General features: G+C 63.7%; 21 protein-coding genes and 3 pseudogenes. 4 read left to right on the top strand and 20 right to left on the bottom strand.

Translation table 11 applies throughout. From position 1 onward, the window contains the following. Both OR16_RS19365 and OR16_RS19360 read right to left on the bottom strand, forming a co-directional pair. On the bottom strand, window positions 1-540 hold a 540-nt coding region (locus tag OR16_RS19365), incomplete at its 3' end, for a DUF2806 domain-containing protein (RefSeq protein ID WP_006159641.1). 213 nt (window positions 541-753) lie between these two features. Further along, window positions 754-1,104 carry a hypothetical protein gene (locus tag OR16_RS19360; RefSeq protein ID WP_141639889.1) on the bottom strand — a complete coding sequence of 117 codons (351 nt, stop codon included), beginning with the start codon at window positions 1,102-1,104 and terminating at the stop codon, window positions 754-756. Window positions 1,105-1,452: 348 nt separating this feature from the next. Between OR16_RS19360 and OR16_RS19355 the strand changes: the two genes are divergently transcribed. Both OR16_RS19355 and drt2 read left to right on the top strand, forming a co-directional pair. Continuing rightward, the gene (locus tag OR16_RS19355; protein ID WP_006159639.1) at window positions 1,453-1,719 is read left to right on the top strand and encodes a DUF1883 domain-containing protein; all 267 of its coding nucleotides are present in this window, start codon (window positions 1,453-1,455) and stop codon (window positions 1,717-1,719) included. Between the two features lie 356 nt (window positions 1,720-2,075). Continuing rightward, entirely contained in the window at window positions 2,076-3,365 is a 1,290-nt protein-coding gene (gene drt2, locus OR16_RS19350; RefSeq protein WP_006159638.1) for an antiviral reverse transcriptase Drt2, read from the top strand. Window positions 3,366-4,063: 698 nt separating this feature from the next. Here drt2 and OR16_RS19345 read toward each other — a convergent pair. The 6 genes and pseudogenes from OR16_RS19345 to OR16_RS19320 form a co-directional block, all read right to left on the bottom strand. After that, the gene (locus tag OR16_RS19345; RefSeq protein ID WP_006159637.1) at window positions 4,064-5,674 is read right to left on the bottom strand and encodes an ABC-F family ATPase; all 1,611 of its coding nucleotides are present in this window, start codon (window positions 5,672-5,674) and stop codon (window positions 4,064-4,066) included. Between the two features lie 240 nt (window positions 5,675-5,914). After that, window positions 5,915-6,883: a muramoyltetrapeptide carboxypeptidase gene (gene ldcA / locus OR16_RS19340; RefSeq protein WP_006159636.1), complete on the bottom strand. Its 969-nt coding sequence runs from the start codon at window positions 6,881-6,883 to the stop codon at window positions 5,915-5,917. Next, complete coding sequence (tadA, locus tag OR16_RS19335; RefSeq protein WP_006159635.1) at window positions 6,880-7,545, bottom strand: tRNA adenosine(34) deaminase TadA; 666 nt, start codon at window positions 7,543-7,545, stop codon at window positions 6,880-6,882. The genes ldcA and tadA overlap by 4 nt, the downstream gene beginning before the upstream one ends. Before the next feature lie 22 nt (window positions 7,546-7,567). After that, on the bottom strand, window positions 7,568-8,044 hold the full coding sequence (queD, locus tag OR16_RS19330; RefSeq protein WP_006159634.1) for a 6-carboxytetrahydropterin synthase QueD: 477 nt from the start codon (window positions 8,042-8,044) through the stop codon (window positions 7,568-7,570). A 58-nt stretch (window positions 8,045-8,102) separates the two neighbouring features. Beyond that, window positions 8,103-8,737: pseudogene (queE, locus tag OR16_RS19325) on the bottom strand (7-carboxy-7-deazaguanine synthase). 350 nt (window positions 8,738-9,087) lie between these two features. Beyond that, entirely contained in the window at window positions 9,088-9,993 is a 906-nt protein-coding gene (locus OR16_RS19320; RefSeq protein WP_006159632.1) for a LysR substrate-binding domain-containing protein, read from the bottom strand. Between the two features lie 105 nt (window positions 9,994-10,098). On the opposite strand from OR16_RS19320, the pseudogene OR16_RS19315 reads away from it, so the two are divergent. Beyond that, a pseudogene (locus OR16_RS19315) lies at window positions 10,099-11,246 on the top strand (MFS transporter). A 30-nt stretch (window positions 11,247-11,276) separates the two neighbouring features. Here the strand turns inward: OR16_RS19315 and OR16_RS19310 are convergent. The 5 genes and pseudogenes from OR16_RS19310 to OR16_RS40490 form a co-directional block, all read right to left on the bottom strand. Continuing rightward, window positions 11,277-12,452, bottom strand: a complete 1,176-nt coding sequence (locus tag OR16_RS19310; protein ID WP_043420335.1) for an MFS transporter — start codon at window positions 12,450-12,452, stop codon at window positions 11,277-11,279. A 149-nt stretch (window positions 12,453-12,601) separates the two neighbouring features. Further along, window positions 12,602-13,183 (bottom strand): TetR/AcrR family transcriptional regulator, encoded by a 582-nt coding sequence (locus tag OR16_RS19305; protein ID WP_006159630.1) that lies wholly within the window; start codon window positions 13,181-13,183, stop codon window positions 12,602-12,604. After that, on the bottom strand, window positions 13,164-13,733 hold the full coding sequence (locus tag OR16_RS19300) for a DUF1993 domain-containing protein (protein WP_006159629.1): 570 nt from the start codon (window positions 13,731-13,733) through the stop codon (window positions 13,164-13,166). Before OR16_RS19300 ends, OR16_RS19305 begins: the two co-directional genes overlap by 20 nt. 214 nt (window positions 13,734-13,947) lie before the next feature. Beyond that, a complete protein-coding gene (locus OR16_RS19295) occupies window positions 13,948-14,562 on the bottom strand; it encodes a nitroreductase family protein (RefSeq protein WP_006159628.1) in 615 nt (204 codons plus the stop codon). Between the two features lie 43 nt (window positions 14,563-14,605). Next, window positions 14,606-15,147: pseudogene (locus tag OR16_RS40490) on the bottom strand (DUF2325 domain-containing protein). A 359-nt stretch (window positions 15,148-15,506) separates the two neighbouring features. Between OR16_RS40490 and OR16_RS19280 the strand changes: the two are divergent. Continuing rightward, window positions 15,507-15,908, top strand: a complete 402-nt coding sequence (locus tag OR16_RS19280) for a hypothetical protein (RefSeq protein ID WP_006159627.1) — start codon at window positions 15,507-15,509, stop codon at window positions 15,906-15,908. Between the two features lie 20 nt (window positions 15,909-15,928). Here OR16_RS19280 and OR16_RS19275 read toward each other — a convergent pair whose 3' ends face one another. The 7 genes from OR16_RS19275 to OR16_RS19245 all read right to left on the bottom strand — a co-directional run bounded on the left by OR16_RS19275 (window position 15,929) and on the right by OR16_RS19245 (window position 22,057). Then, window positions 15,929-16,900, bottom strand: a complete 972-nt coding sequence (locus tag OR16_RS19275; protein ID WP_043420333.1) for a tripartite tricarboxylate transporter substrate binding protein — start codon at window positions 16,898-16,900, stop codon at window positions 15,929-15,931. A gap of 96 nt (window positions 16,901-16,996) precedes the next feature. After that, a complete protein-coding gene (locus OR16_RS19270; RefSeq protein WP_006159625.1) occupies window positions 16,997-17,317 on the bottom strand; it encodes a DUF4387 domain-containing protein in 321 nt (106 codons plus the stop codon). 50 nt (window positions 17,318-17,367) lie between these two features. Beyond that, window positions 17,368-18,531, bottom strand: a complete 1,164-nt coding sequence (locus OR16_RS19265) for an acyclic terpene utilization AtuA family protein (RefSeq protein WP_006159624.1) — start codon at window positions 18,529-18,531, stop codon at window positions 17,368-17,370. Between the two features lie 289 nt (window positions 18,532-18,820). Further along, a complete protein-coding gene (locus OR16_RS19260; protein ID WP_006159623.1) occupies window positions 18,821-19,864 on the bottom strand; it encodes a sigma-54 interaction domain-containing protein in 1,044 nt (347 codons plus the stop codon). Next, entirely contained in the window at window positions 19,800-20,552 is a 753-nt protein-coding gene (locus OR16_RS46025) for a cupin domain-containing protein (protein ID WP_006159622.1), read from the bottom strand. The genes OR16_RS19260 and OR16_RS46025 overlap by 65 nt, the downstream gene beginning before the upstream one ends. Before the next feature lie 276 nt (window positions 20,553-20,828). Beyond that, a complete protein-coding gene (locus OR16_RS19250; RefSeq protein WP_006159621.1) occupies window positions 20,829-21,089 on the bottom strand; it encodes a hypothetical protein in 261 nt (86 codons plus the stop codon). Then, entirely contained in the window at window positions 21,086-22,057 is a 972-nt protein-coding gene (locus tag OR16_RS19245; protein WP_006159620.1) for an alpha/beta hydrolase, read from the bottom strand. Before OR16_RS19245 ends, OR16_RS19250 begins: the two co-directional genes overlap by 4 nt.

Here is a 22,057-nt window from a genome sequence, read left to right as displayed (position 1 = left end):
GAGCGTTCGAAGGGAAAAGCTACCCGGCGATTTGACCTCTCCAGCCAAGACGCTGCCCCATAACGACTGCATTTGCTCTGATGATACGGATGCAGCGCTATCCCTCCAACGGTACATCCAGTCATCATTGATGCTCTCAGCCGGTACTGGGCTATCGTCGCGTGAAAGCGTCGCTTCAGCGTGCAGTAGCGCCTTGGCCACATTGACCTCCTCGCGGATGGCATTGGCAGTGCGCGCATGTGTAACACTGCTTGCCAGAGAGTCAAGGTCAAGCGTGGGTTCCACCTTCCCATCAGGCTTTGGAGCCACCGTACCGATAAGCCGCATCGCCGTGCCCGAACCACTGATGATTTTCAATCCCTTCCGAATGTCGTCAGCGTCCTTCTCCGCCTGTGCGAGGAGCAGCGTCTCCTGCCTACGGACTTCTACCTGGGCTAGCCCCTCGCGCTTAATCTGCCAGGGCTTCAATAGCGAACCAATCGCCCTGTCCGCGCACGACTCCCACAGCTTGATGATGAGCTTCTCCCCCGGAATATCCATGTGTTTGCCCTTCGGTCCCGTTAGTTGATTGCAATGGTCGTATGCGCAGCCAATGTTCCGTAACTTGGAATCTTAGCGCACCAGCCTGGAGGGGAGCGGCCAGCTTGAGGAACGCTCAGGGGTGTCTGAATGGCACTACAGAGCCGCTGGACCAAGCCATCAGGGTGGCGTAGAAGGTCTCCAGCAGGGTGAGCCTGTGGGGACAGCTCCGCCCTACTCCCTTGAAGCCCTGAGCATGGCCCTTGAGAACTCCAAATCCTCCCCCCTGAGCAAGGACCATGCAGCGAACATTAGCCGGTCCTTCCTCTCCCACTGGCTTGCATGCAGGACACAGCGCGGGAAGACCTCGGAGTAGGCCAGCCAGAGTGGCCGGTAGTCTTCCGCATTGCCGAGCCTGGCAAGCCGGTACTTCTCCTCAGGGCTGAGCCGCTGCATCAGGCAATCGATGGTGTCTGCGTCTTCAACCTGTCTCGCTACCTGCCGCTGTTCGGCCACCAGCCAGGCTCCCGCAAGCCACACTGCGACGCCTGCTGCTGCCCAATAGCTCCACGCCTTCACTGCCATGCCCCCCCCGCTTGGATAGCCCTGTACCTGCGCGCGATTCTAGGGGCGATGGCGCAGCGTCGGATGAGAACTCATACCCTCACGAAGAGGGATTCATCCGGTCATGGCTAATGTGTACGCGCACGGGCGTCTAATCGACTGCGCGCGTCTGGTTGGCGCGGGCGCGTACGCTGGCGCGCGAGGGGGCACGGGGGGAGTTCCGGCTTGGGGGCTTATCAGTAGGGTTCTCGGATTTTTCTGCCAAACATTTCGGACCCCTCCCGCCGCGCCATCACCCCACTACAGGCGGACTTACACGGGAGAGCCCGCGCGGTACGATAGGTACTCATTCGTGAACCGAGAAATGCCATGTCGTTCCTGCACAAGCGAGAGTATCTGGATGAAGGTGATATTGTCGTGGTCAACTGCTCGCACCAGTGCAACATCCATTTGACTGATGACAGCAACTTTCAGAACTATCGGGGTGGCAGGCAGTACCGTTACTTCGGGGGCTTCTATAAAATGCTCCCGGCCAGAATCGAAGCACCCCACGCGGGCTACTGGAATATTGTCCTAGACCTCGGAGGCGGCCAGGCCACGGTAAGGCACTCCATCAGCATCATCAAGCGGGGCTAGAGCGCTGTCATGGGTAGCGCTGGGGGTGCATCAAGTTTTCCGCATTACTGATTGCGGGCGTGCTGAGTTTCCACTATATTGAGTTGGCTCACCGGTTTAGCCGCTGAGGAACATCACAGGTTGTCAACACGAATCGTGCCGCGCAAGCAGACCGAAATCGATGACAGCAACCAGACTGCGAGCTGCGCCATGCGTGCCTCCATGTCTATACTGAGATGATACGTCATTTCTAACATTAAGCGGCCAAAGCCCATGCAAATGGGTGAGATGATGCGAAGAGCGTTTGTGTATATCCGGGGGAGTGGCCTATAGGAATGCCGCCAACCTTCATTCCCCCGGTTTGCTAGGACTTTCAAATGGGTTTCAAGAAGAGAAGTTCGGATTGGTTCAGGCGCAGAACGTATCTTCACTTTGACTTACCCATTGGCCGCGAAGCCGCGACAGCATTGGTCACTGATCCTGTACGCGTAAAAACTCATGCTTTTTACCCACTAATTACCTTTGATATCCACACCACCAAGGTAAAGTGGGACAAGAAGAGTAGCAAGCTGATTTCCTCTCCGAAAATCCGCCCTATCCGATACGCGGCACACCTCGACAGCCATATCTACAGCTATTACTGCGAGCGCATCTCTGCCCTGTACGAGCAATACCTGAAGAAATGCTCCTACGAAAGCTCGGTACTTGCATTTCGCAAGCTCAACAAGAGCAATATTGACTTCGCAGCAGACGCCTTCCTTGCGATCAAGACCATGGGGAATGCTGACGCAATTGCGCTAGACATTTCCGACTTCTTTGGTAGCCTAGACCACGGAATTTTGAAGAGGTCATGGGCAAAACTTCTCGGCCAAACCACCCTCCCTGCCGACCACTACAACGTATTTAAATCCTTGACACGGTATGCCTATGTGAGCAGAGATTCCGTATATGGTCGGTTCAAAATCTCGGTCCACAACCCCAAGGCTAGCAAGAAGAGGATTTGTGAGCCTGAGGATTTCCGCTATGTAGTTCGTGCAGGCGGCTTGATCTCTCGGAACGAGGAGCCCAAAGGCATCCCGCAAGGTTCACCCATCAGTGCATTGCTGTCCAACGTGTACATGATGGACTTCGACTTGGCTATGGCCGGCGCGGTAGACAGTGTCGGGGGCAAGTACTTCCGATACTGCGACGACATGCTGATCATAGTCCCAGCCGGTAAAGGTCCCTCACTGAAAGCCCTTGCTGAAAGCCAGATTAAGAACTTCGGTCTAGAGATACAGGCCAAGAAAACGGAAGAGCGCACATTCACCAAGACCGGAGCAATCATTACGGCAAATCGCCCACTCCAGTATCTCGGATTCCTGTTTGATGGTCAGCGCATCCTACTTCGCTCAGCATCTCTAGCGAGATACTCCGAACGTATGAGGCGCGGTGTTCGCCTGGCGAAAGCCACTGCACGAAGTAGAAATGAGAAGCGCAAGGAGCGGGGAGAGGCAATAGTTCCGCTCCGACTTCGCAAGCTGTACAAGCGATATTCGTACCTCGGTCGCAGGAATTTTATCTCATACGCCACGAAGGCAGCTCGAACCATGGATGCCGAAGGCATACGGAAGCAGATCAAGCCTCTATGGAAGCGGCTCGCGACTGAGATAAAGCCAAGCCCGTAAGACCTCGACACCATGCCCGTAACGCGGTCTATATACGAAGCCACCGAACACGCTAGGGCCTGGCTCCAGCGGATACACCGCATCGCTAGAATCTCCCTCATGGGTCCCGTTCTGGGTAGCGTATGGGGCTTCCCGCCCTTCGTATCGGGAATCACCAGCCCCCCCTATAGGTCTACATGCTGTCGCTGGATGGCCCCGCGCTATCCACAACAGCCACCCAGAAGTACATCCACGTATCCGCTACCGGACTTCGTGAGCTGGCCAATGTCCTCACCAAAGCGTCTAGCGCGCCCTTGAACACTCCCCCCCTGATTCGCTACAGTCACCCTCGGATGAGCCGCTGGGCTTGTCCAAATTCTGTCCAAGTCAATCCTAAAAACCACTGGACAAGTCAGGTTGATAGCCTAGGTAACTCATTGATTTATAAGCACTGCGCCTTTCTCCGGGCACATGTGCAAGGCGGCTGACCAGACGATGGCGATGGGAAATACGCTGCCGATGGAGATGCACGGCGGGCATTCCGGTCCAGGCTTCTCTACAGCCCCACGTTAGCGACTGTCCCAGGCGTCCTCAGCTTGGGTACAATCAGGGCACATCAGGAATGGGACAACTCCCGTTCACGCTTCACTGCGAGACGCGCCAAGAAACAAAAAGGGCCACCCAAAGGCAGCCCCAGTTGTTTGCAGAAAAATGACTGCTCAGCCGTCAATACCCTGCGACTCCAGGTACTCGTCATACGTACCCAGGTAATCGGTCAGCGTGCCATCGTTGCGCACTTCAATCACACGCGTGGCCAGGCCACTCACGAACACGCGGTCGTGCGAGACGAAGACCAGCGTGCCGGTGAACTTGTCCAGCGCGATCTGCAGCGACTCGATCGATTCCATGTCCATGTGGTTGGTCGGCTCGTCGAGCGCCAGCACATTGTGGCGGCCCAGCATCAGCTTGCCCCAGATCATGCGGCCCTTCTCACCGCCGGACAGCACCTTGACTGACTTCTTGATGTCATCGGCGGAGAACAGCAAGCGGCCCATGGTGCCGCGCAGCGACTGGTCATCGTCACCGGCCTGGGTCCACTGGCTCATCCAGTCGATCAGGTCGCGGTCGGCGGGGAACTCCTCGAAGGTGTCCTGCGGCATATAGCCGACATTGGCGTTCTCGGCCCACTTGATGGTGCCGCGATCGACTTCCACGCCGCCCTTGACCGTGCTGCCCAGCAGGCTGCGCAGCAAGGTGGTCTTGCCGGCACCGTTCTCGCCGACGATGGCCACGCGCTCGCCCGCCTGGATCGCGAGCGACAGGTTGTTGATGACCTTGCGATCATAGGTCTTGGTCACGCCCTCGGCTTCCACGGCCAGGTTGTGCAGCTTCTTGTCGAATTCGAAGCGGATGAACGGGTTCTGGCGCGACGACGGCTTGATGTCCTCGACCTTGATCTTGTCGATCTGCTTCAGGCGCGAGGTGGCCTGGCGGGCCTTGGACTTGTTGGCCGAGAAGCGGCGCACGAAGTCCTGCAGCTCGCCGATACGATCCTTGGCACGGGAGTTGGCCGCCAGCTGGCGCTCGCGCGCCTGCATGGAGGCTTCCATGTAGTCATCGTAGTTGCCCGGGTAGACCTTGAGCGTGCCGTAGTCCATGTCGGCCATGTGCGTGCACACGGAGTTCAGGAAGTGGCGATCGTGGGAAATGATGATCATGGTGGAATTGCGCTCGTTGAGCACTTGTTCCAGCCAGCGGATCGTATTGATGTCGAGGTTGTTGGTCGGCTCGTCGAGCAGCAGCACGTCCGGGTTCGAGAACAGGGCTTGCGCCAGCAGCACACGCAGCTTCCAGCCCGGCGCCACGTTGCTCATGGTGCCCTGGTGCTGGTCGGTGGGGATGCCCACGCCCAGCAGCAGCTCGCCGGCGCGCGCTTCGGCCGTGTAGCCGTCGTACTCGGCATACTTGGCCTCCAGCTCGGCGGCCTTCATGTAGTCTTCGTCGGTGGCTTCCGGGTTGGCGTAGATGGCGTCGCGCTCGGCGGCGGCGGCCCACATCTCGGTATGGCCCATCATGACCACGTCCAGCACGCGCATGTCTTCATAGGCGAACTGGTCCTGGCGCAGCTTGCCCAGGCGCACGCCCGGCTCCAGCATGACGGTGCCGGCGGATTGCTCGAGATCCCCGCCCAGGATCTTCATGAAGGTGGACTTGCCGCAGCCGTTCGCGCCGATCAAGCCGTAGCGGTTGCCCTCGCCGAACTTGACCGAGATATTCTCGAACAACGGCTTGGGGCCGAACTGCATGGTGATGTTTGCGGTAGAAAGCACGTCTGGGACCTTGTATGGATGATGAGGCGCGAAAAATGAGGCGCGAAAACTCGCGCTTGCCCTGGGGCTGCCGCCTGTGAAGTGCCAAGTGCCGGCCAAGATGCCAAGCGCTTAGCCACGAGGACGGCACAAAGCCAGGCATGGCAACCTGGCGGCGCATTGGCGCGGGGCCCGGGCAGGGAAATCGGGAAACAACCAACGATTTTACCACTGGCGGGCAAAGGAACGAAGCGCTAAGCCTCAGATGTGGGCGGAAGGCGCCGCTTTCAACACCGGGTAGCCCGACAGCGACAGCGAAAATCCATCCGCGCGTGCGCTCAACTGCGCCTGCCCGCCAACCGGCAAGGTCAGCTTGCGCGGGCAATGGCCAAATGGCAACCCGGTGAGCACCGGCACCGGCAAGCGCTCCTGCAGGTACGCCACCACCGCGGGCAGGTCGTAGCCGTTGTCGTAGTCGGTGACGCGGTAGTTGGAAAAATCGCCCAGGAGGATGGCGCGCTGCGTGCCAAGCACGCCGGCCTGGTCCAGTTGCAGCAGCATGCGCTCGACCCGGTACGGCGGCTCGTTGACGTCTTCCAGGAACAGGATGCCGCCCTCCACTGCCGGCATGAACGGCGTGCCCAGCAAGCTGCATAGCATCGCCATGTTGCCGCCCCACAGCGTGCCCGAAAGCTTGCCGCTAAATGGCTGGCCACCGGCCTGCGGTGCTTCCACCTCGATGATGTACGCTGGATCACGCAGCACGCCGTTGAAGTGCTGCCACATGAAGGTGTCGACCACCTCCGCGCCAAAATCCGCCAGCAGCATCGGGCCGGCAAAGGTGACGCCGCCGGTGGCGGCCAGGTAGGCCAGCTGGAAGGCCGTGAAATCGCTATGGCCGACGATCGGCGTCTGGCTGGCGCGCGCCTGCTCGGCGATGCGGGCGAAATCCACTTGCTCCAGCAGCCGCGCGATGCCATAACCGCCGCGCACCGCCAGCGTCAGCTCGTGCGCCGCGCCGGTGCCGATGGCATGCAGGTCGGCCAGGCGCTCGGCATCGCTGCCGCCAAAGCGCAGGTAGCGGCGCGCCAGCACATCCGGGTTACCCACATGAAAGCCCTGCCCCTTGAGCCAGGCACAGCCGCGCGCGGCGATGGCGATGTCGTGCGGATAACCGGAAGACGCGATCAGGCGGACTTCGGTGGCTGGCGTGGGCGTGGGCTGGCTCATGCGTCGGGGCTTTGGCTTGGGTCGGTGTCGGTGGAGGCAGTGGTTGCGCCAGTGTCGCAATGGGCGCAATGGGCGCAGGCAGGCGCATCGCTTGCCCCCGCATCCTGCGCGGCTTCCTGCTCCGCTTTCTGTGCGGCCTTCTGGGCCCGGCGCCGGCCGCCGAAGAAATCCTTCAACATGCGCGAGCACTCGTCGGCCATCACGCCGCCGGCAATGGTGGTCTGGTGATTGAGCTGCGCCTCGCCGAACAGGTTGAGCACGCTGCCCGCCGCGCCGGTCTTGGGATCGGTGGCGCCAAACACCACGTGGCGAATCCGCGCATGCAGGATGGCGCCGCTGCACATCACGCAGGGCTCCAGCGTCACGTAGAGCTCGCACTCCGGCATGCGGTAGTTGCCGATCACGCGGGCGGCGGCGCGCAGCGCCTGCATTTCAGCGTGAGCGGAAGGGTCAACCGAGCGGATCGGCAGGTTATGGCCGCGCGCGATGATGGTGTCGTTCCACACCACGACCGCGCCCACCGGGACTTCGCCGGCGGCTTCGGCCAGGCGCGCTTCGTCGAGTGCGGCCTGCATGTAGCGGCGGTCGCGCGCAAGCGCCGGATCCATGGGGAGATCCGGGCTTTCCAGGCTGGCCTCGAGCGGGAGGGTCGGCTCGGTCATCGCGGTGGCATCATCCGGCGGGTCAGTCCTGCGCCGGCAGGCTGAAGGCGGCGCTGACCTCGGCCCAGCAGTTCGGGGTCTCGAACAGGACCAGGCGGGTGAGCTGCAACTGGTGGCCGAAGCAATCCTTGAACACCGGCGCGAGCATGTCGAAAGCGATCTGCGCCAGGTTCTCCACGGTGGGGATGGCATCCAGCACCACCGTCTTGTGCCCGTCCATGGTCTGCAGGAAGTTCAGCAGCGCGGTATCGCCGCGATGGATCAGGAAGGCATGGTCCCACTTGGATACCAGATGCTCCGTCGCCAGCGCCTTGATATCGCTGAAGTCCAGGATCATGCCCTCATCCGAGGCACCTGCGCGATGCAGCACCTCGCCCGACAGCGTCAGGTCCAGGCGATAGCGATGGCCATGGATATTGCGGCACTGGCCGCCATGGTTGGGGATGCGGTGGCCGGAGTCGAATTCCAGCCGGCGGGTAATGGATACTTGCTTGTTCATGTGGACCAATGGGTGCCGAGGTGTGCCGGCTCATACCGGCGCGATTTGCGCGATCTGCCTACCGGATGCCGAGCAACTTGTGGGTCTGCAGCGAAAGGCGCCAGAGCGGAATTCCACCGCCAGCGCGGTATTTTGCCGTGCCAGCGGGCCATCCATGGCCTGCACCAGGAAATAGCGGAAATCAAGGCGCTCATATGCGGCGAAGTCCTGGCCATCCTGCGGAATCACCACCTTGAGCTCGTCGCCGCGCGTGACCACCAGCTCGGAGCCCATCTTGGGGCTCACGCAAACCCAGTCGATGCCGTGGGGCACCGGCAGCGTGCCATTGGTCTCGATGGCAATCTCGAAACCACGCGCATGCAGCGCATCGATCAGCGGCGCATCCAACTGCAGCAGCGGCTCGCCGCCCGTGCAAACCACCAGCGGGCGCCCGGCGGCAGCGCTATCCACGGCCTGCGGCCATTGGGCCGCCACCTTGTCGGCGAGCGCCTCGGCGGTGCGGTACTTGCCGCCCTCGGTGCCGTCGGTGCCGACGAAATCGGTGTCACAGAACTGGCAGACCGCGCTGGCACGGTCTTCCTCGCGGCCGCTCCAGAGATTGCATCCGGAGAAGCGGCAAAACACCGCTGCGCGGCCCGCGTTGGCGCCTTCGCCCTGCAGTGTGTAGAAGATTTCCTTGACGGCGTAAGTCATGCTGGCTGGTAAAGCTGTAGTAGCTCTTGTAGGTGGTGCTGTGGGGTGGTGCGGTGATGCAGTCATCATGCGCCACGGCGGCAAGGCATGCTGGCCTGGCCGTGTGGCGGCCAGCGCGGGCAGCGTCTCGACCGTTGCGGCCGCTGCGCGGCGCGCGGCGAATACCCGGCGGGCAACTAACAACTGGCGACGAACGGCGGCTCAATGGTCAGGCTCAATGGTCAACCGCATGGCCAAAAAACCGCGGCCAACTCGCTATTTTCGCACAGGAGCGCAATCTGCTCCAGCCGCCTCCTTGATTTCCCCTATTGCCAAGGCCCAGCTTAGCCGCAGGCCTGGGCCCGCGCCGGCTAAAGCTGCGCCCAGGCCACCTCGCGCAGCTTGCCGCCGACGAAATCCAGGAAACTCGCGATGCGCGCCGAAAGCTGCGTGTTGAGGTAGTAGACCGCGTTGATCGACTGCCGCTCGTCGATGGTGTCCCTCACCAGCACCTGGACCAGGTCGCCACGGCGCCGGTCCGTGTCGGTCATGAAATCCGACAGGCAGACCAGGCCCTCGCCCGCCAGCGCCAGCTGACGCAGGGTTTCGCCGCTCGATGCCGACAGATGCGGCGTGATCTGCACCTCCTCCCCCGTGGTGCCGCGCAAGGGCCATCGATTCAGCGATTCCGGCTGGTTGAAGCCGATCAGGCTGTGGCCGGCAAGGTCCGCCACGCGCTCCGGGCGGCCCCGCGCCTTGAGATAGGCCGGGCTGGCCAGCACGCGCACCCGGCTGCTGGCCAGCGGCCGGGCGTGCAGCGTCGAATCTCGCAGCGGGCCGATGCGGATTGCCACGTCGGTGCGATGCTCGAGCAGGTCGATGATCTGATCATTGGTGTTGAGCTCCAGCTCGATTTCCGGATACGCACGCCGGAATTCCCCGATCAGCGGCACGATCACATGCAGCATGAAAGGTGATGCTGCATTCACCCGCAACCGCCCCGCCGGCCGCTGCCGGCGCACCGCCATCTGCTCCTCGGCCAGTTCCACCGAGGCCAGGATGGCGCGCGCATGGGCCAGCAGGGCATCGCCCTCCTCGCTCAGCGCCAGCCGGCGCGTGGTCCGATGCAGCAAGGTGGTGCCCACCTTGTCCTCCAGGCGGCTCAGCGCGCGGCTGATGCCGGAGACGGTCTGCCCCAGTTGCTCGGCCGCAGCCGTGATGGACCCGCTGTCCACCACGGTGGCAAAGGCCTGCAGTTCTTCGAGTGTGATCTTCATTGTTGAATACTAATCAAATATCTTATCCAGATCACCCACTTAATCCGCAAAAAAGACAGCGGCAAACTGCGTCCATCCTAATTCCGGACGCTCCTGGAGCCCACCATGCCCATTGCCCTGTTCGCGCTGACCATCAGCGCGTTTGCCATCGGGACCACCGAATTCGTCATCGTCGGCCTGATCCCCACCATCGCCGCGGATCTGCACATCACCCTGCCGTCGGCCGGCCTGCTGGTCAGCCTCTATGCGCTCGGCGTGGCCATCGGCGCCCCGGTGCTGACCGCCCTCACCGGCCGCCTGCCGCGCAAGGCGCTGCTGCTGTCGCTGATGGCCCTGTTCACGCTGGGCAACCTGCTGGCATGGAAGGCGCCGGGCTATGAATCGCTGATCCTGGCGCGCATCCTGACCGGACTGGCCCACGGCGTGTTCTTCTCGATCGGCTCGACCATCGCCACCAGCCTGGTGCCGAAGGAAAAGGCCGCGAGCGCCATCGCCATCATGTTCACCGGCCTGACCGTGGCGCTAGTGACCGGCGTGCCGCTGGGCACCTTGATCGGCCAGCATTTCGGCTGGCGCGAGACCTTCCTCGCGGTGTCGGCGCTCGGCCTGGTCGCCTTTGTCGGCAGCCTGATGTTCATCCCGGCCAATATCCGCCATGGCGCCCCGGCCTCGTTGCTGCAACAGGCAAAGGTACTGGCCGAACCGCGCCTGCTGCTGGTCTACGCCAAGACTGCGATCGGCTACGGCGGCTCGTTCATCCCTTTCACCTTCCTGGCCCCCATCCTGCAGGACGTATCAGGCTTTAGCGCTGGCGCGGTCGGGCTGGTGATGCTGGTGTACGGCGTATCGGTCGCAGCCGGCAACATCTCCTGCTGCTGGCGATCGTGCTGTTCGCACTGACCTTCACCGCGCCACACCGCTGGCTGGTGATCGCCACCGTGCTGGCCTGGGGCGCGGTCGCCTTCGGCAATGTGCCGGCCCTGCAGGTCTACGTGGTCAAGCAGGCCGAACGCTATACGCCGGGCGCTGTCGATGTGGCTTCGGGCCTGAACATCGCGGCCTTCAACCTGGGGATTGCCGGCGCGGCCTGGGCCGGCGGCCTGATCGTGACCCACATGGGCCTGATGCATACACCGTGGATCGGCGCGCTGGTGGTGCTGGTGGCGCTCGGCCTGACCGTGTTGAGCGGGCGCCTGGACCGGCTCGAAGCGCAGCCCGCGGCCGGTGGCAAGCTGGCCGCTGGCGGGGCCTGAGCCCAGCACGCCTGGCTGGCTATTACGGTATTACCGCGGGGATTCAAGCGACGGCATGCCGACCCGGCGCCAGAAGCCAAGGTAGGGCAACAGGCTCAGGACCCCGATCATCGCCAGCCCGGCGCCGACCCACAGCGGCGAGCGCAAACCGTAGCCCGCACCGATGCCAAGCCCGCCCAGCCAGGAACCCACCGCCAGCCCGATATTGATGACCGACGTATGCACGGTATTGACCAGCGGACCAGGATGGGCGGCCCGCATGGCGCGGGCCATCATGGCCGGGTTCATTGGCACGCCGGCCAGGCCGATCATGATCAGTCCCGCCACGCTGACAACCTTGTTGCCGGCGAAGCTTGCGAAGATGGCTAGCGTGATCGCCAGCACAATCAGCCCGCCCAGCAGGATGGGCATCGTGTACTTGTCGGCAAACCGGCCCACGATGGCATTGCCGACCACATTGGCGATGCCATAGACCACCAGCAAAACCGGCACCGCGCCGGCCGGAAAGCCCGCAACTTCCGTAACGATGGGCGCGAAAAAGCTGAACGCGGCAAAGGTGGCGCCGATGATCAGCGCGCTGGTGGTGAAGGCCGCCCACAGGTCGCGGCTCCTGAACGCCGCGAGTTCCGCGCCGAGGCTGGCGCCTTGCGCCTTGCGCGACGGCGGCACCATGGCGGTAATGATGGCCCCGCACAGTATCGTCAGCGCCACCACCAGCCAGAAACTGGCGCGCCAGCCAAAATGCGCGTCAACCACCGTGGCAATCGGCACCCCGCAGACGGTGGACAGCATCAGCCCGCCCAGCACGATCGAGGCAGCGCGGCCGCGCGCTTCGGGACCCATGATATCGGCGCAAATCGCCAGCGCCACGCCGAAGCAGGCCGACCCGGCCACGCCGGTCACGACCCGGGCCACGGCCAGGGTGCCGTAGCCCGGCGCCATGGCGGCCATCGCCCCACCGACGGTGTAAATGGCCAGCAGCCATAGCAGCGCCCGCTTGTGCGGCACCTGCAGCTTCAGCAGGCCAACGGTCAAGAGCGGCCCTCCGACCACCATCCCCGCCGCATAGAGCGAGATCAGGTAGCCGATCTCGGTCACCGTCACGCCGAAGGCCGCGGTCAGGGACGGCATCATGCCGGCCACCATGAACTCGGACGTGGTGAGCGCAAAGATGGTTGCGCCCAAGATGTAAATCACTATTGGCATTGCAGAATCTCTCCGTGAAAGCGTCGTCCCGAATCTCGGGCAAAATTTTTGCCAAATCTTTACCAATCAGTACAAAATAGACCAAAGAAAAGCGGTCACGTGGACCGCGGACCCACCACGCCAAGCCGGCGCGGGCAACCCGAATCTATCTACAACCGCGCCATCGTCCCCTCCAGCACGTCATGCAGGAAGGCACTGTCGGCCATGGATTGCCCCAGGACACGCAGGCCGTAATAGCTGCTCATGAAGGCGCGGGCCTGCTCCAGCGCGGGCCGCTCGGCGGTGAACTCCCCGGCACGCTGCCCCAGCGCGAAGACATGGCAGAGCGCACCCTCGAGGCGCGCGGCGTAGGCGCGCGTGATCTCGCTCACGGCGGGATCCTTGCGGCCGCGCTCCATGGCGGCGAACAGCGCCATGCAGCTACGCCGGTTGTCGGCCTCGAGGTCTTCGCCGATGCCCCATTCCAGCAGGCGCCGCAACCGCTCCCTGGCCGTGCCCGGACCGTTCAGGATGCCGTTCTGCGTGTGGATGGCGCGTTCGTGGTAGAAGCGCAGCGCCGCCATATAAAGCGCCTGCTTGTTGCCAAAGGCGTTATACAGGCTGCCGCGGCCCAGGCCGGTGCGCTCGCACAGTTCCTGGGTGGAACTGCCCTCATAGCCGTGCGACCAGAACACGTCCATCGCGGCTTCGATGACGTCCTCACCTTCGAATTCACGGGGCCTGCCGCTCATGCCAATGCCTCTCCATGGTGACTGCGCGTGCAAGCGCGTGCCGCCACGACAGACCGAGGTAGTCGCGCTTGCCGATCTGCACACCCTTATGGCGCAGGATGTCGTAGGCGGTGGTCACGTGGAAATAGAAGTTCGGCAGCGCAAAGCCCAGCAGATAGGATTTGCCGTCGAAGGTGACGGGCTCGGGGCGCAGCTTGAGCTCGATGGTGCGCGTCTCACTCCCCTCAAGCTGGGCCGGCTGGATGGCTTTGAGGAAAGCCACGGTCTTGGCGATGCGCTCCTGCAGTTCCGCGAAGGTGGTCTCGGTGTCGGCAAAGGCGGGCATGTCGACGCCCGCCAGCCGCGCCGCGCAGCCCTTTGCGGCGTCGCTGGCGCGCTGCACCTGTGCCGACAGCGGGTCCATGTCCGCCACCAGGCGGGTCTGGATCAGGTCGGCCGGATCCATGCCCTGCGCCTGCGCGAATGCGGCGCCCTTGTCCAGGATGGCCGACAGGCTGCCGAAAGCCCGGATAAAGGCCGGGATCGATACTTCATACATCGAGAGTGACATGGGGGTGTCCTTGGATGGTGATTGCCAGACGCGGCGGGTCGCGCGACACGGCGAGGATAAACCTTCCGGCGATTTCTCGCCCGCCGGCCGCTGGGGGCCGCGGGCGGGCGCAAACCGGCGAGCGGGCATGAAACCGCATGGGTAACCGAGCCGGCGCGTCTCTTGCAAATCGGATGACGTTCAACCCATCCCGGGGCCATGGCGCCTGCAAGCCTCAGGCCGGCCCCCGCCACTCGCGGACAAAGCCCTCGGGCGCCGGCCTGCTGGCCGGGCGCACTGCTTCCTTGGGTGTACCGACATACAGGAAGCCAAGCAGCGTTTCCTCCTCGCCAAGGCCGAGTGCCTGCCGGACGCTTTCGTCATAGCTGTTCAGGCCAGTTGCCCAGAAGCCGCCGTAACCCAGGATATGCAGGGCGTTGAGCATATTCATGGTGGCCGCGGCCGTAGCCAGCAACTGCTCGATCTCCGGCACCTTGTGCCCACGCTCCACGTGCACGCCAAGCGCAATCAGCATCGGTGCAGCCATGGCCTTGACCCGGAAGCGCTCGCCATCGCTTTGCGGGTCGCGGGCCTGCGCCGCCCGCACGAACACCTCGCCGAGCGCGGCGCGCGCCTCGTCGCGGATCACGATAAAGCGCCAGGGCTGGAGCTGGCCATGATCCGGCGCCCGCAAGGCCGCCTCGAATACCAGGTCCAGCTCCTTCGGCGACGGCGCGGGCGCACCCAGCGGCCACGGCGATTGCCGCGTCAGCAGGAAACCAAACGCCGTCCGCTGCGCGTCGGAAAGCGCCAGTTCGGCCAGATCGGCCAAATCGATATCGGCTGACATTACATCCTCCCCATAGGGTTCCATGGCACGCTTGGCGCGCCGGTCATTCCTGCTGGCTCGCTTGCGGCGTTTGCGCGCCGCGCACGAACTGCATGGCCTGCGGCTGCTCGACCAGCACGCATTGCTTGCCCGTCCGCGTGCAATGGTCCCGCACGCGCCAATAGGCATTGTGGCTGACGCAGCCTGCCTGGCAGATCACCAGGTCGGCTGCGATCAGGCTAGCCTCCAGTGCCGCCCCGTCGTCGGGATCGGCGGCGTCGCCGCCATCGTGGTGCAGAAACCGGCCACCTGCCATCTCCACCACACGCTGCGCGACCGCAGGCGCGTCCACAGCGCGCGGCCGCGGCCACGCCAGCTCATGCGTCCATGGCGGATCGGCACCGCGCCATCCTCGCGCGCATAGGCCAGCGCCGTGTCGCGCACGATCACCGCGGCGCGAAGGCGCATGGCCTCGGCCTGCAAGCGCGCGATCTCGGCGCCCTGCGCAAGCAGCAGTTCGCTGCAACGCGCCTGCGCATCGCCATATTGCAGCATCAGCACACCATGCTCCTGTGCCAGGCATTCGAAGTCCCGGGCCTGGGTCATGCGCTATACGCGCTGGCGGCGTCCGGTGCGGGCGTGTGGGCGGGTTGGAATACGGGCATGGGAGGCCTCAAGTGAAAGCCGGGCATGGCGGCCAGGGGCGCGCCGCCAAGATCCGGGCGGTGTCGGTCCGGAGAATTATAAATGAGAATCATTATCGTGACTTAGGCATTGGGAACGCATGGCGAGCCGCCTTGGCTCGCGCCGGCCTTGCGTGGTTCCGTCGAAGCGGCACTGCACGCTAATCATCCGGGCACGATGGCCGGGCTCTGCCGTTGCGCCGATAGGGCCAGCGCCCGGTTGGCCTCTTGATTTAAGATATCCCCTCCCCCTCCGGATGAGGCGCACATCGCCTCGACGACATGAACGTCCCTTTTCCGATTCGCAAGGAGTGTCCGCCCGGCGCCTGCACATGCGGTCGCGAAGCGCTGCTGGACGACCCGCAATCCGACATGCGGATCCTGAAACTGACCCGGGAAGAGGAAAAGCGGCTGATCGCCCGCCTGGAAAGCCTGTCGAGCCTTGCCGAACTCAAGGACATGGAAAAGCGCATGCATGCGCAACTGGGCATCGTGCTGACCATCACGCCCAGCATCCACGAAGTGCGCACTGTGCGCGGCATCAGCATCCAGGTCGAGGAGCAAACCGGCTTGTGCCGCAAGACCAAGCAGGCTATTCCCGCGGCAATACGCCGTTGCCTTGAGACAAAGCCCGATATAGCGTACGCGATCCTGAACGCGAACGACTTGCTGGACGGCGCCTGAGGCCGCCCCCCCCCCACTGATCACTGCGCCACGATCTTCCTGTCGCTGGCGATATGCTTCCACTGCGCAAGATCCTGCCTCATGCGCGCGCCGAATTCGGATGGACTCATTGCCTTGGGCACCGAGCCGTCCGGTTCCAGCACGACACGCACATCCTGCGAAGCGGCGATCTCATTGATCTCGCGGTTCAGCCTCTGGACCAGCGGCGCGGGCGTGCCGGCGGGCGCGAGGACACCGACCCAGATCTCGATCCCATAGCCCGGCACCGATGCCGCCAGCGAAGGCAATTCGGGAAACGCCGGGTTCGGCCGCGGCGAGGTCACCGCCAGCGCCCGTACCTTGCCGGACTTGAGCTGCGTCACCAGCGAACTGTAGTTGGACATCATGACGTCGATCTGCCCCGCGGCCAGGTCGATCATCGCGTTGGAAGCCCCTTTGTACGGGACATGCATCATCTGGACTTTCGAGATGTCGCACAGCAACTCCGTCGCCAGCTGCGCCAGCGAACCGATTCCCGCCGAGCCGTAGGTCAGCGCGCCCGGCTTGGCGCGCGCTGCCGCAATCAGCTCGGCCGGCGACTTGATCTGGGTCGAGGACGAGACCGCCAGCAACAACGGCCCCTCGGCGACCATGGACACCGGCGCGAACGCGGCCAGCGGATCGTAGGGCGAGCGAGGCTGGGTGGCGGCAGCGGTCAGGAATGTCGATGACGTCAGTAGCAGCACGGACCCGTCCCGTGGCGCCTTGGCAACCGAATCGGCACCAACGACGCCGGCCGCCCCGGGCTTGTTTTCCACGATGACCGTAGTCCCCAGGCGCTTTGCCAGCCCCGGCGCGATCGCACGCGCGATCACGTCGTTGCTCGCGCCCGCCGAGAACGGCACGACGATTCTCATCAAAGGCGGCACCTTGGCATCGGTCTGGGCCGCCACCATGGTTACCGCGGACATCGCGGCAAGCAACAACGCAATGTGGGCTAACGTCTTTCGCATTCGGCGCTCCTATCTCAATGGGTAGAGCAGCATGGCTGTCAGGAACAGGGTGCCGGGTGTCCACCCGGGGTCCCGCGGAATCCGGCGATGTCCTGCCTAGGCAGGGATATCAAGGTCCAGCAGCGGCGCGTACTGCTGGGCGCCAAAGATGTCGCCATCGCCGGCGCTGCCGCTGGGGCGGGTGCGATAGATCGTGAACTTGATGGCATACGCAGGATCGTATTCGACGAAATCCGAGATCCGTTCGAGCGGAATCGCGTAAAGCGCGGCCATGCTTTCCCGGCTCAGCACGCGCGAGCGCTTGACCCGTTCGTACTCGGCCGCCTCGCGAAAGATGATATCGAAGGTGATCTTGTTGACGCCCGCGTTCTTGCTGCGGATGGTCTTGGCGAGTTGATGCAGTTTTTGCGTTGTCATCGTTGTCGTCGTCGTTGTCGTGGTCATCGTGGTCTTTTGCGGCTCCAGGCTCAGACGCCAACTTCAATGAGGTGGGTGGGGAACAGCGCCATGGGGTCTTGCACCTCCACCGTGTGGTTCAGCGTCCAACGGTAGGCCGCGCTGGCGTGCAGGACTTCATCCAGCGGGAACGACACCGAACCGGCCGTGCCTTTGACGTCAGGCAGCCGCGCATAGAACATCTGGCGCAAGCCGATCATCGTCACCTCCTCAGCCATCTCGCGGGTCGGGGCGACCCCTTGCACCAGCACGCAGAGCTCATGCCCCGGCCGGTCGCGCAGCGGCTCCAGCTCGCCCATCACGCCATCGCGGCCGTACACGTTGTAGTGCAGTTGATAGCCGCTGTCGCCAAAACGCGCGCGCACCTGCTCGCGCGCCCACGCAATCACCCGGTCCACATTGGCCACGGTGTAAGGGTCGCGGATGCCGCACAAGCCGACGAAGCGCTCGCCCACCTTCCCTGCCCCTTCCAGCTTGACCCGGACCGTTTCCGCCTCGATAAAGCGCGAGCCCGTGATGCGCGTGGTGCGATCGCCCATCTGCTCGTAGCGGCAATGCGTCATGTCCAGCTTGCCGCCAGCGACGAACTCCTCGAACGGATTGGAGCGCTCGTACATTGCATGGCCGGATACCGAGGCGACGGTACAGCGCTGCTCTGGATGCATCGCCGTGACCTGGACGTCCTCGTGCGAGATTACGCCCATCACGGTCTCCTTGCCGCCATAGGGCTCGGCACAGAACGACGCGCACTCGAGCACCTTGCCCAGGTAATAGGAATGATCGGCGGAAAAACCGTGGTGTAGCGCCGGCGCGGCAAAGACCGCGGCATCCGAGCTGCGCCCGCCGATGATCACGTCGGCGCCCTGGCGCAGCAGCTCTACATAGGGATGGACACCGGCCATGGCGACGATACGGTCGGTCGCATCGAGCTCGCTTTCGGTCAGGTCTGCAAAGCCGTCGAGCCCGCTCACCGCCCTTCCCGCCCGCATCGACTCGCGCAGAAAGGCCTTGTCCACCTCGGAATAGAAGTAGCCGACCCGGAACTTCTTCAGGCCATGCCTGGCGGCCAGTTCGCCGATGATCCGCACGTACAGGTCCACGCGGCTGTTCGATCCCGTATCGCCGGCCGAGCCGATGATCATCGGCACGCCAAGCCGGCGCGACGCCAGCAACATTTGCTCCAGATCGTGGCGTTGCCACGCTTCGGGACTCGTCGAGACCCAAAACTCTCGGTGCGCAACGGCGCGAAGCCGAGATGGCCATTGGGGCAAATGATCTTCAGGGACTGCATGCAGGGTTCTCCAGATGGTGTCTTCCCCGAGCCGGGCTTGACAGATCATCTACAGCAGGTTGCATGCCAACTTGCAGGGCAGCTAAATACTCTTGTTTTTCAGTGAGTTAGCGAATAATTGGTTTGCGTGATGCGTGGCTCACACGCAACTCGGAGCCTATCATGCGTGAAATTCACGCATTCCCTGCGTCGTTTCCCGCCTGCGAAGCCGCCAAACCCAGCTTCATCATCTGGTGCCGCAGCGCGTGCCGGCTCAGCCCCAGCCTCTCGGCCGTCGCGCTGAAATTCTGCTGGCACGAGGCCAGCGCCTGCTCGATCAGCCCGCGCTGGAAACGCGCCGTCGCCTCGTGATAATCCTGCCCCCGATCCAAAGCCGCATGCCCGTTCATTGCAGCCAGCGGCAACACCGCATCATCCTGGGCATCCGAGAGGCGCTCCACGTCGCGCAGGATGCGCGCCGGCAGATGACACGGCCGGATGCAATCGCCTTCCTCGAGCAGGCAGATGCGCTCCAGCAGGTTCTCGAGCTCCCGCACGTTGCCCGGCCACCGGTACGCGCGAAAGATACGCTCCACCTCCGGATCCAGCCGCTGGATATGGCTGCCGTACTGCGCGTTGTACTTCGCCAGCGCGCTGCTCGCGAGCAGGAAGATATCGTCGCCGCGCTCGCGCAGCGGCGGGATATTGATGGCGATCACCTGCAGCCGGTAGTACAGATCCTCGCGAAACTTGCCGGCCTTGACCTCGCTCAACAGGATCTTGTTGGTCGCGGCGATAAAGCGGGCATCCACGCTGATGGGACGCACCGCGCCGACCCGGCGGAAACGCCGCGTGTCCAGCAGCGTCAGGATCTTTGACTGCATCACCGGATCCAGCTCGCGGACTTCGTCCAGGAAGACCGTGCCGCCATTGGCCGCCTCGATCAGTCCCTCCTTCCTGCTGACCGCGCCGGTGAACGAACCGCGTTCATGGCCAAACAACTCGGATTCGAGCAACTGGGCCGGAATCGCAGCGCAATTGATATCGATGAACTCGCGCCCGGCCCGATTGGATTGCGCGTGGAGCATGCGCGCCACCAGGCTCTTCCCCGTCCCGGTCTCGCCATAGATCAGCACGGTGCTAGCCTGGCTGCGCCCGACGCGGGCGACCAGTTCACGCAGAGCGACGATGGAGGAATGCTCCCCAACGAGCTGCGGGCGAGAAGGTTCGTTCATCATGGGATACGAGAGCCGGCGCCGGGGCGGAGGACGCCCCGGCGCCGAGAGGTTGAGGCCGGTCATCTGCGCGGAAGATTAACCTATTCCGGCGCGGCGACGGGGGTCCGGCGGATGGGTGCCGGCGCCACGGGGACAAACACCGCGGCGGCAAGGGCTGGGACAGATGGGAGTGCTGGCTTGCGCGTGGTCCGGGTTCACCACCTCCCGGCGACGGCCGCGACACTCCATAGTAGTTGATGTCGAGTGGCCCCGAGCCGTGGATCTGGACGACGGTCGACGTCTTGGAAAACGCATAGTGGTGCGCCTTGCCCGGCAAATAGTGGAAGCCCCCCGTCTTCAGCGCATGTGCCTGGGCGGCGTCCATATTGTCGCCTGCGCCAAGATAGAGCACCCCCGAGATAACAGTCAGATACTCGGATTGGGTGTGCCAGTGGGGCGGTATCTTGTAACCGGCCGGCGTCTTGAGCCGAATCACGAACGGGCCTTCCTTGCCGGGGTCGCCATAGAGCACCGCGAGCTTGGCACCCTTGGGCAGCGATTCGGGTGCATCGCCCCATTTCACGGCAGATGGATTGACCATCTCCATCCCGCCCATGGCAGGCTCTTCGGCGCAAGCCGGCATGGCGGCGCCCAACGAGAGCAGCATGCCCGCCGCCAGTGGCGCAAGCTGCAGGGAACACGTCTTCATGGTCTTCTCCTTCTTGCTTCGGCGCCTGCCCGTGGGCGGCAGGTAGCGGCCGCCACATCGCTTCCGAGGGTACCTTGCAATCATCGTAGTCAAGCGCGCGGGGCTTACAAGCAAACCGCAGCATATACCGGCAAATCTAACGATGCCAGTAGCCACCTTAAGTCGACAACTTCTGAAAGCAGAAAGGACGAAACCCGCACCGTGGCGCGGGTTCCCGGGTGGTTCGCTCCTCGAGGCGAGGGTGTCGCTTGCCTCTTCTTGAGCGTTCAACCTCGCTCAATGATGCGCAGGAGCGCCTGCAGCAGGCAGACGCACATTCCACAAAATGACGCGCAGTTCCATGAGCAGGCTGTCGGGGCGAAGCAAGCCGCCCAGAATGCCACGAATCGCAAATGGCGCCGGACCGGCCGCGATGTCCGCCCCCAGGAGCGCCGCGAGCACGCAAGCCAGCAACAGCAGCGCGGCCTGGCGACGCGCGGCGACCGCACGGTAGCGCGTCCTGAGCGATGGACGCGAGGCCCGGAACTGCATGCTCATGCCGGCGCTCCGATTGACGGCGGGGCGCAGGCTATGCTGACGGCCAAGGCAGCGCTGGGGAGAACCAGGCTGCCGTGGTCCTCGCCCTCCAGCAGACGGAACTCGGCCCGCAATCCCTGCACGCCCTGCAGGCTCTGCGTGAGGGCGCGAGCGGAGCTAACCTGCTTGCGCGCCTGCTGGCGGCGCGCGCGTTCCGGATCCGCGTTCGGCATGCCTTCTTCAAGGCTGCCTGCCGTGATCAGCAAGCCGGCGGACTGCTGAAGCGGCGACGCCTGCCGCACGAACTGGTCCCGGAATGGCAGGATGGCGCGATCGCCCCACCAGATGGACGGGCTGGCCGCGATGTAGCTCTGAAACATGCGGCTGCGGGTGAACAACGCGTACAAGGTCAGCAATCCGCCATAGGAGTGGCCGAACAGGATCTGCCGCTGTGGATCGATGGGTAGCTGCCGCGCCAGCCACGGCTGCACATCATGCTCGAGGAAGGCCAGGAATCGATCTGCGCCGCTGCGGCTCGCTCCGGGCGTCGGGCCAGGCGTCGCGGCCAAGGTGTAGTCGTCGGTGCGGCCCTGCATGTCGTAAGGGGCATCCGTGGCATATCCCAGCCCGACCACTACCGGCGTGCTGGCCTGCGCGCCATCGGGGCGCGCGGCACGGTTGCGCGCCAGCTGCGCGAGCAAGGGAAACAACGCGTTACCGTCCAGCACGTACAAGACGGGATATCCCTGCTGCGGCGCGGGCTCCGGCGGCAATGCGACGAAAATGCGCCGGCGTTGCCCGGCGATCGTCACGTCGAGCTGCCGGCTCGCTGGGACCTGAACGGGCGCCGAGGCGGCGAGGCTCGGCAAGTCACGGGACGAGGCGCTGGATTTCATGAATGTGACGCAACCGGAGAGCGCGCTCCCCAGGCCCGCCGACAACAGCGTGCGGCGCGTGATGGATGCGGATATGGATACGGATATCGGCAT

Origin of the sequence: Cupriavidus basilensis OR16 (assembly GCF_000243095.1) — a bacterium.
Classification (GTDB): domain Bacteria; phylum Pseudomonadota; class Gammaproteobacteria; order Burkholderiales; family Burkholderiaceae; genus Cupriavidus; species Cupriavidus basilensis_D.
Note: the sequence above shows the minus strand (reverse complement) of the source record. Positions and strands in the feature narration are given on the sequence as shown.

Bases quoted from the DNA above. Each gene is read 5' to 3' on its own strand.
- OR16_RS19360 (WP_141639889.1), bottom strand. From the start codon at position 1,104: ATGGCAGTGAAGGCGTGGAGCTATTGGGCAGCAGCAGGCGTCGCAGTG.
- OR16_RS19355 (WP_006159639.1), top strand. From the start codon at position 1,453: ATGTCGTTCCTGCACAAGCGAGAGTATCTGGATGAAGGTGATATTGTC.
- drt2 (WP_006159638.1), top strand. From the start codon at position 2,076: ATGGGTTTCAAGAAGAGAAGTTCGGATTGGTTCAGGCGCAGAACGTAT.
- ldcA (WP_006159636.1), bottom strand. From the start codon at position 6,883: ATGAGCCAGCCCACGCCCACGCCAGCCACCGAAGTCCGCCTGATCGCG.
- tadA (WP_006159635.1), bottom strand. From the start codon at position 7,545: ATGACCGAGCCGACCCTCCCGCTCGAGGCCAGCCTGGAAAGCCCGGAT.
- queD (WP_006159634.1), bottom strand. From the start codon at position 8,044: ATGAACAAGCAAGTATCCATTACCCGCCGGCTGGAATTCGACTCCGGC.
- OR16_RS19320 (WP_006159632.1), bottom strand. From the start codon at position 9,993: ATGAAGATCACACTCGAAGAACTGCAGGCCTTTGCCACCGTGGTGGAC.
- OR16_RS19310 (WP_043420335.1), bottom strand. From the start codon at position 12,452: ATGCCAATAGTGATTTACATCTTGGGCGCAACCATCTTTGCGCTCACC.
- OR16_RS19305 (WP_006159630.1), bottom strand. From the start codon at position 13,183: ATGAGCGGCAGGCCCCGTGAATTCGAAGGTGAGGACGTCATCGAAGCC.
- OR16_RS19300 (WP_006159629.1), bottom strand. From the start codon at position 13,733: ATGTCACTCTCGATGTATGAAGTATCGATCCCGGCCTTTATCCGGGCT.
- OR16_RS19295 (WP_006159628.1), bottom strand. From the start codon at position 14,562: ATGTCAGCCGATATCGATTTGGCCGATCTGGCCGAACTGGCGCTTTCC.
- OR16_RS19280 (WP_006159627.1), top strand. From the start codon at position 15,507: ATGAACGTCCCTTTTCCGATTCGCAAGGAGTGTCCGCCCGGCGCCTGC.
- OR16_RS19275 (WP_043420333.1), bottom strand. From the start codon at position 16,900: ATGCGAAAGACGTTAGCCCACATTGCGTTGTTGCTTGCCGCGATGTCC.
- OR16_RS19270 (WP_006159625.1), bottom strand. From the start codon at position 17,317: ATGACAACGCAAAAACTGCATCAACTCGCCAAGACCATCCGCAGCAAG.
- OR16_RS19265 (WP_006159624.1), bottom strand. From the start codon at position 18,531: ATGTTGCTGGCGTCGCGCCGGCTTGGCGTGCCGATGATCATCGGCTCG.
- OR16_RS19260 (WP_006159623.1), bottom strand. From the start codon at position 19,864: ATGATGAACGAACCTTCTCGCCCGCAGCTCGTTGGGGAGCATTCCTCC.
- OR16_RS46025 (WP_006159622.1), bottom strand. From the start codon at position 20,552: ATGAAGACGTGTTCCCTGCAGCTTGCGCCACTGGCGGCGGGCATGCTG.
- OR16_RS19250 (WP_006159621.1), bottom strand. From the start codon at position 21,089: ATGAGCATGCAGTTCCGGGCCTCGCGTCCATCGCTCAGGACGCGCTAC.
- OR16_RS19245 (WP_006159620.1), bottom strand. From the start codon at position 22,057: ATGCCGATATCCGTATCCATATCCGCATCCATCACGCGCCGCACGCTG.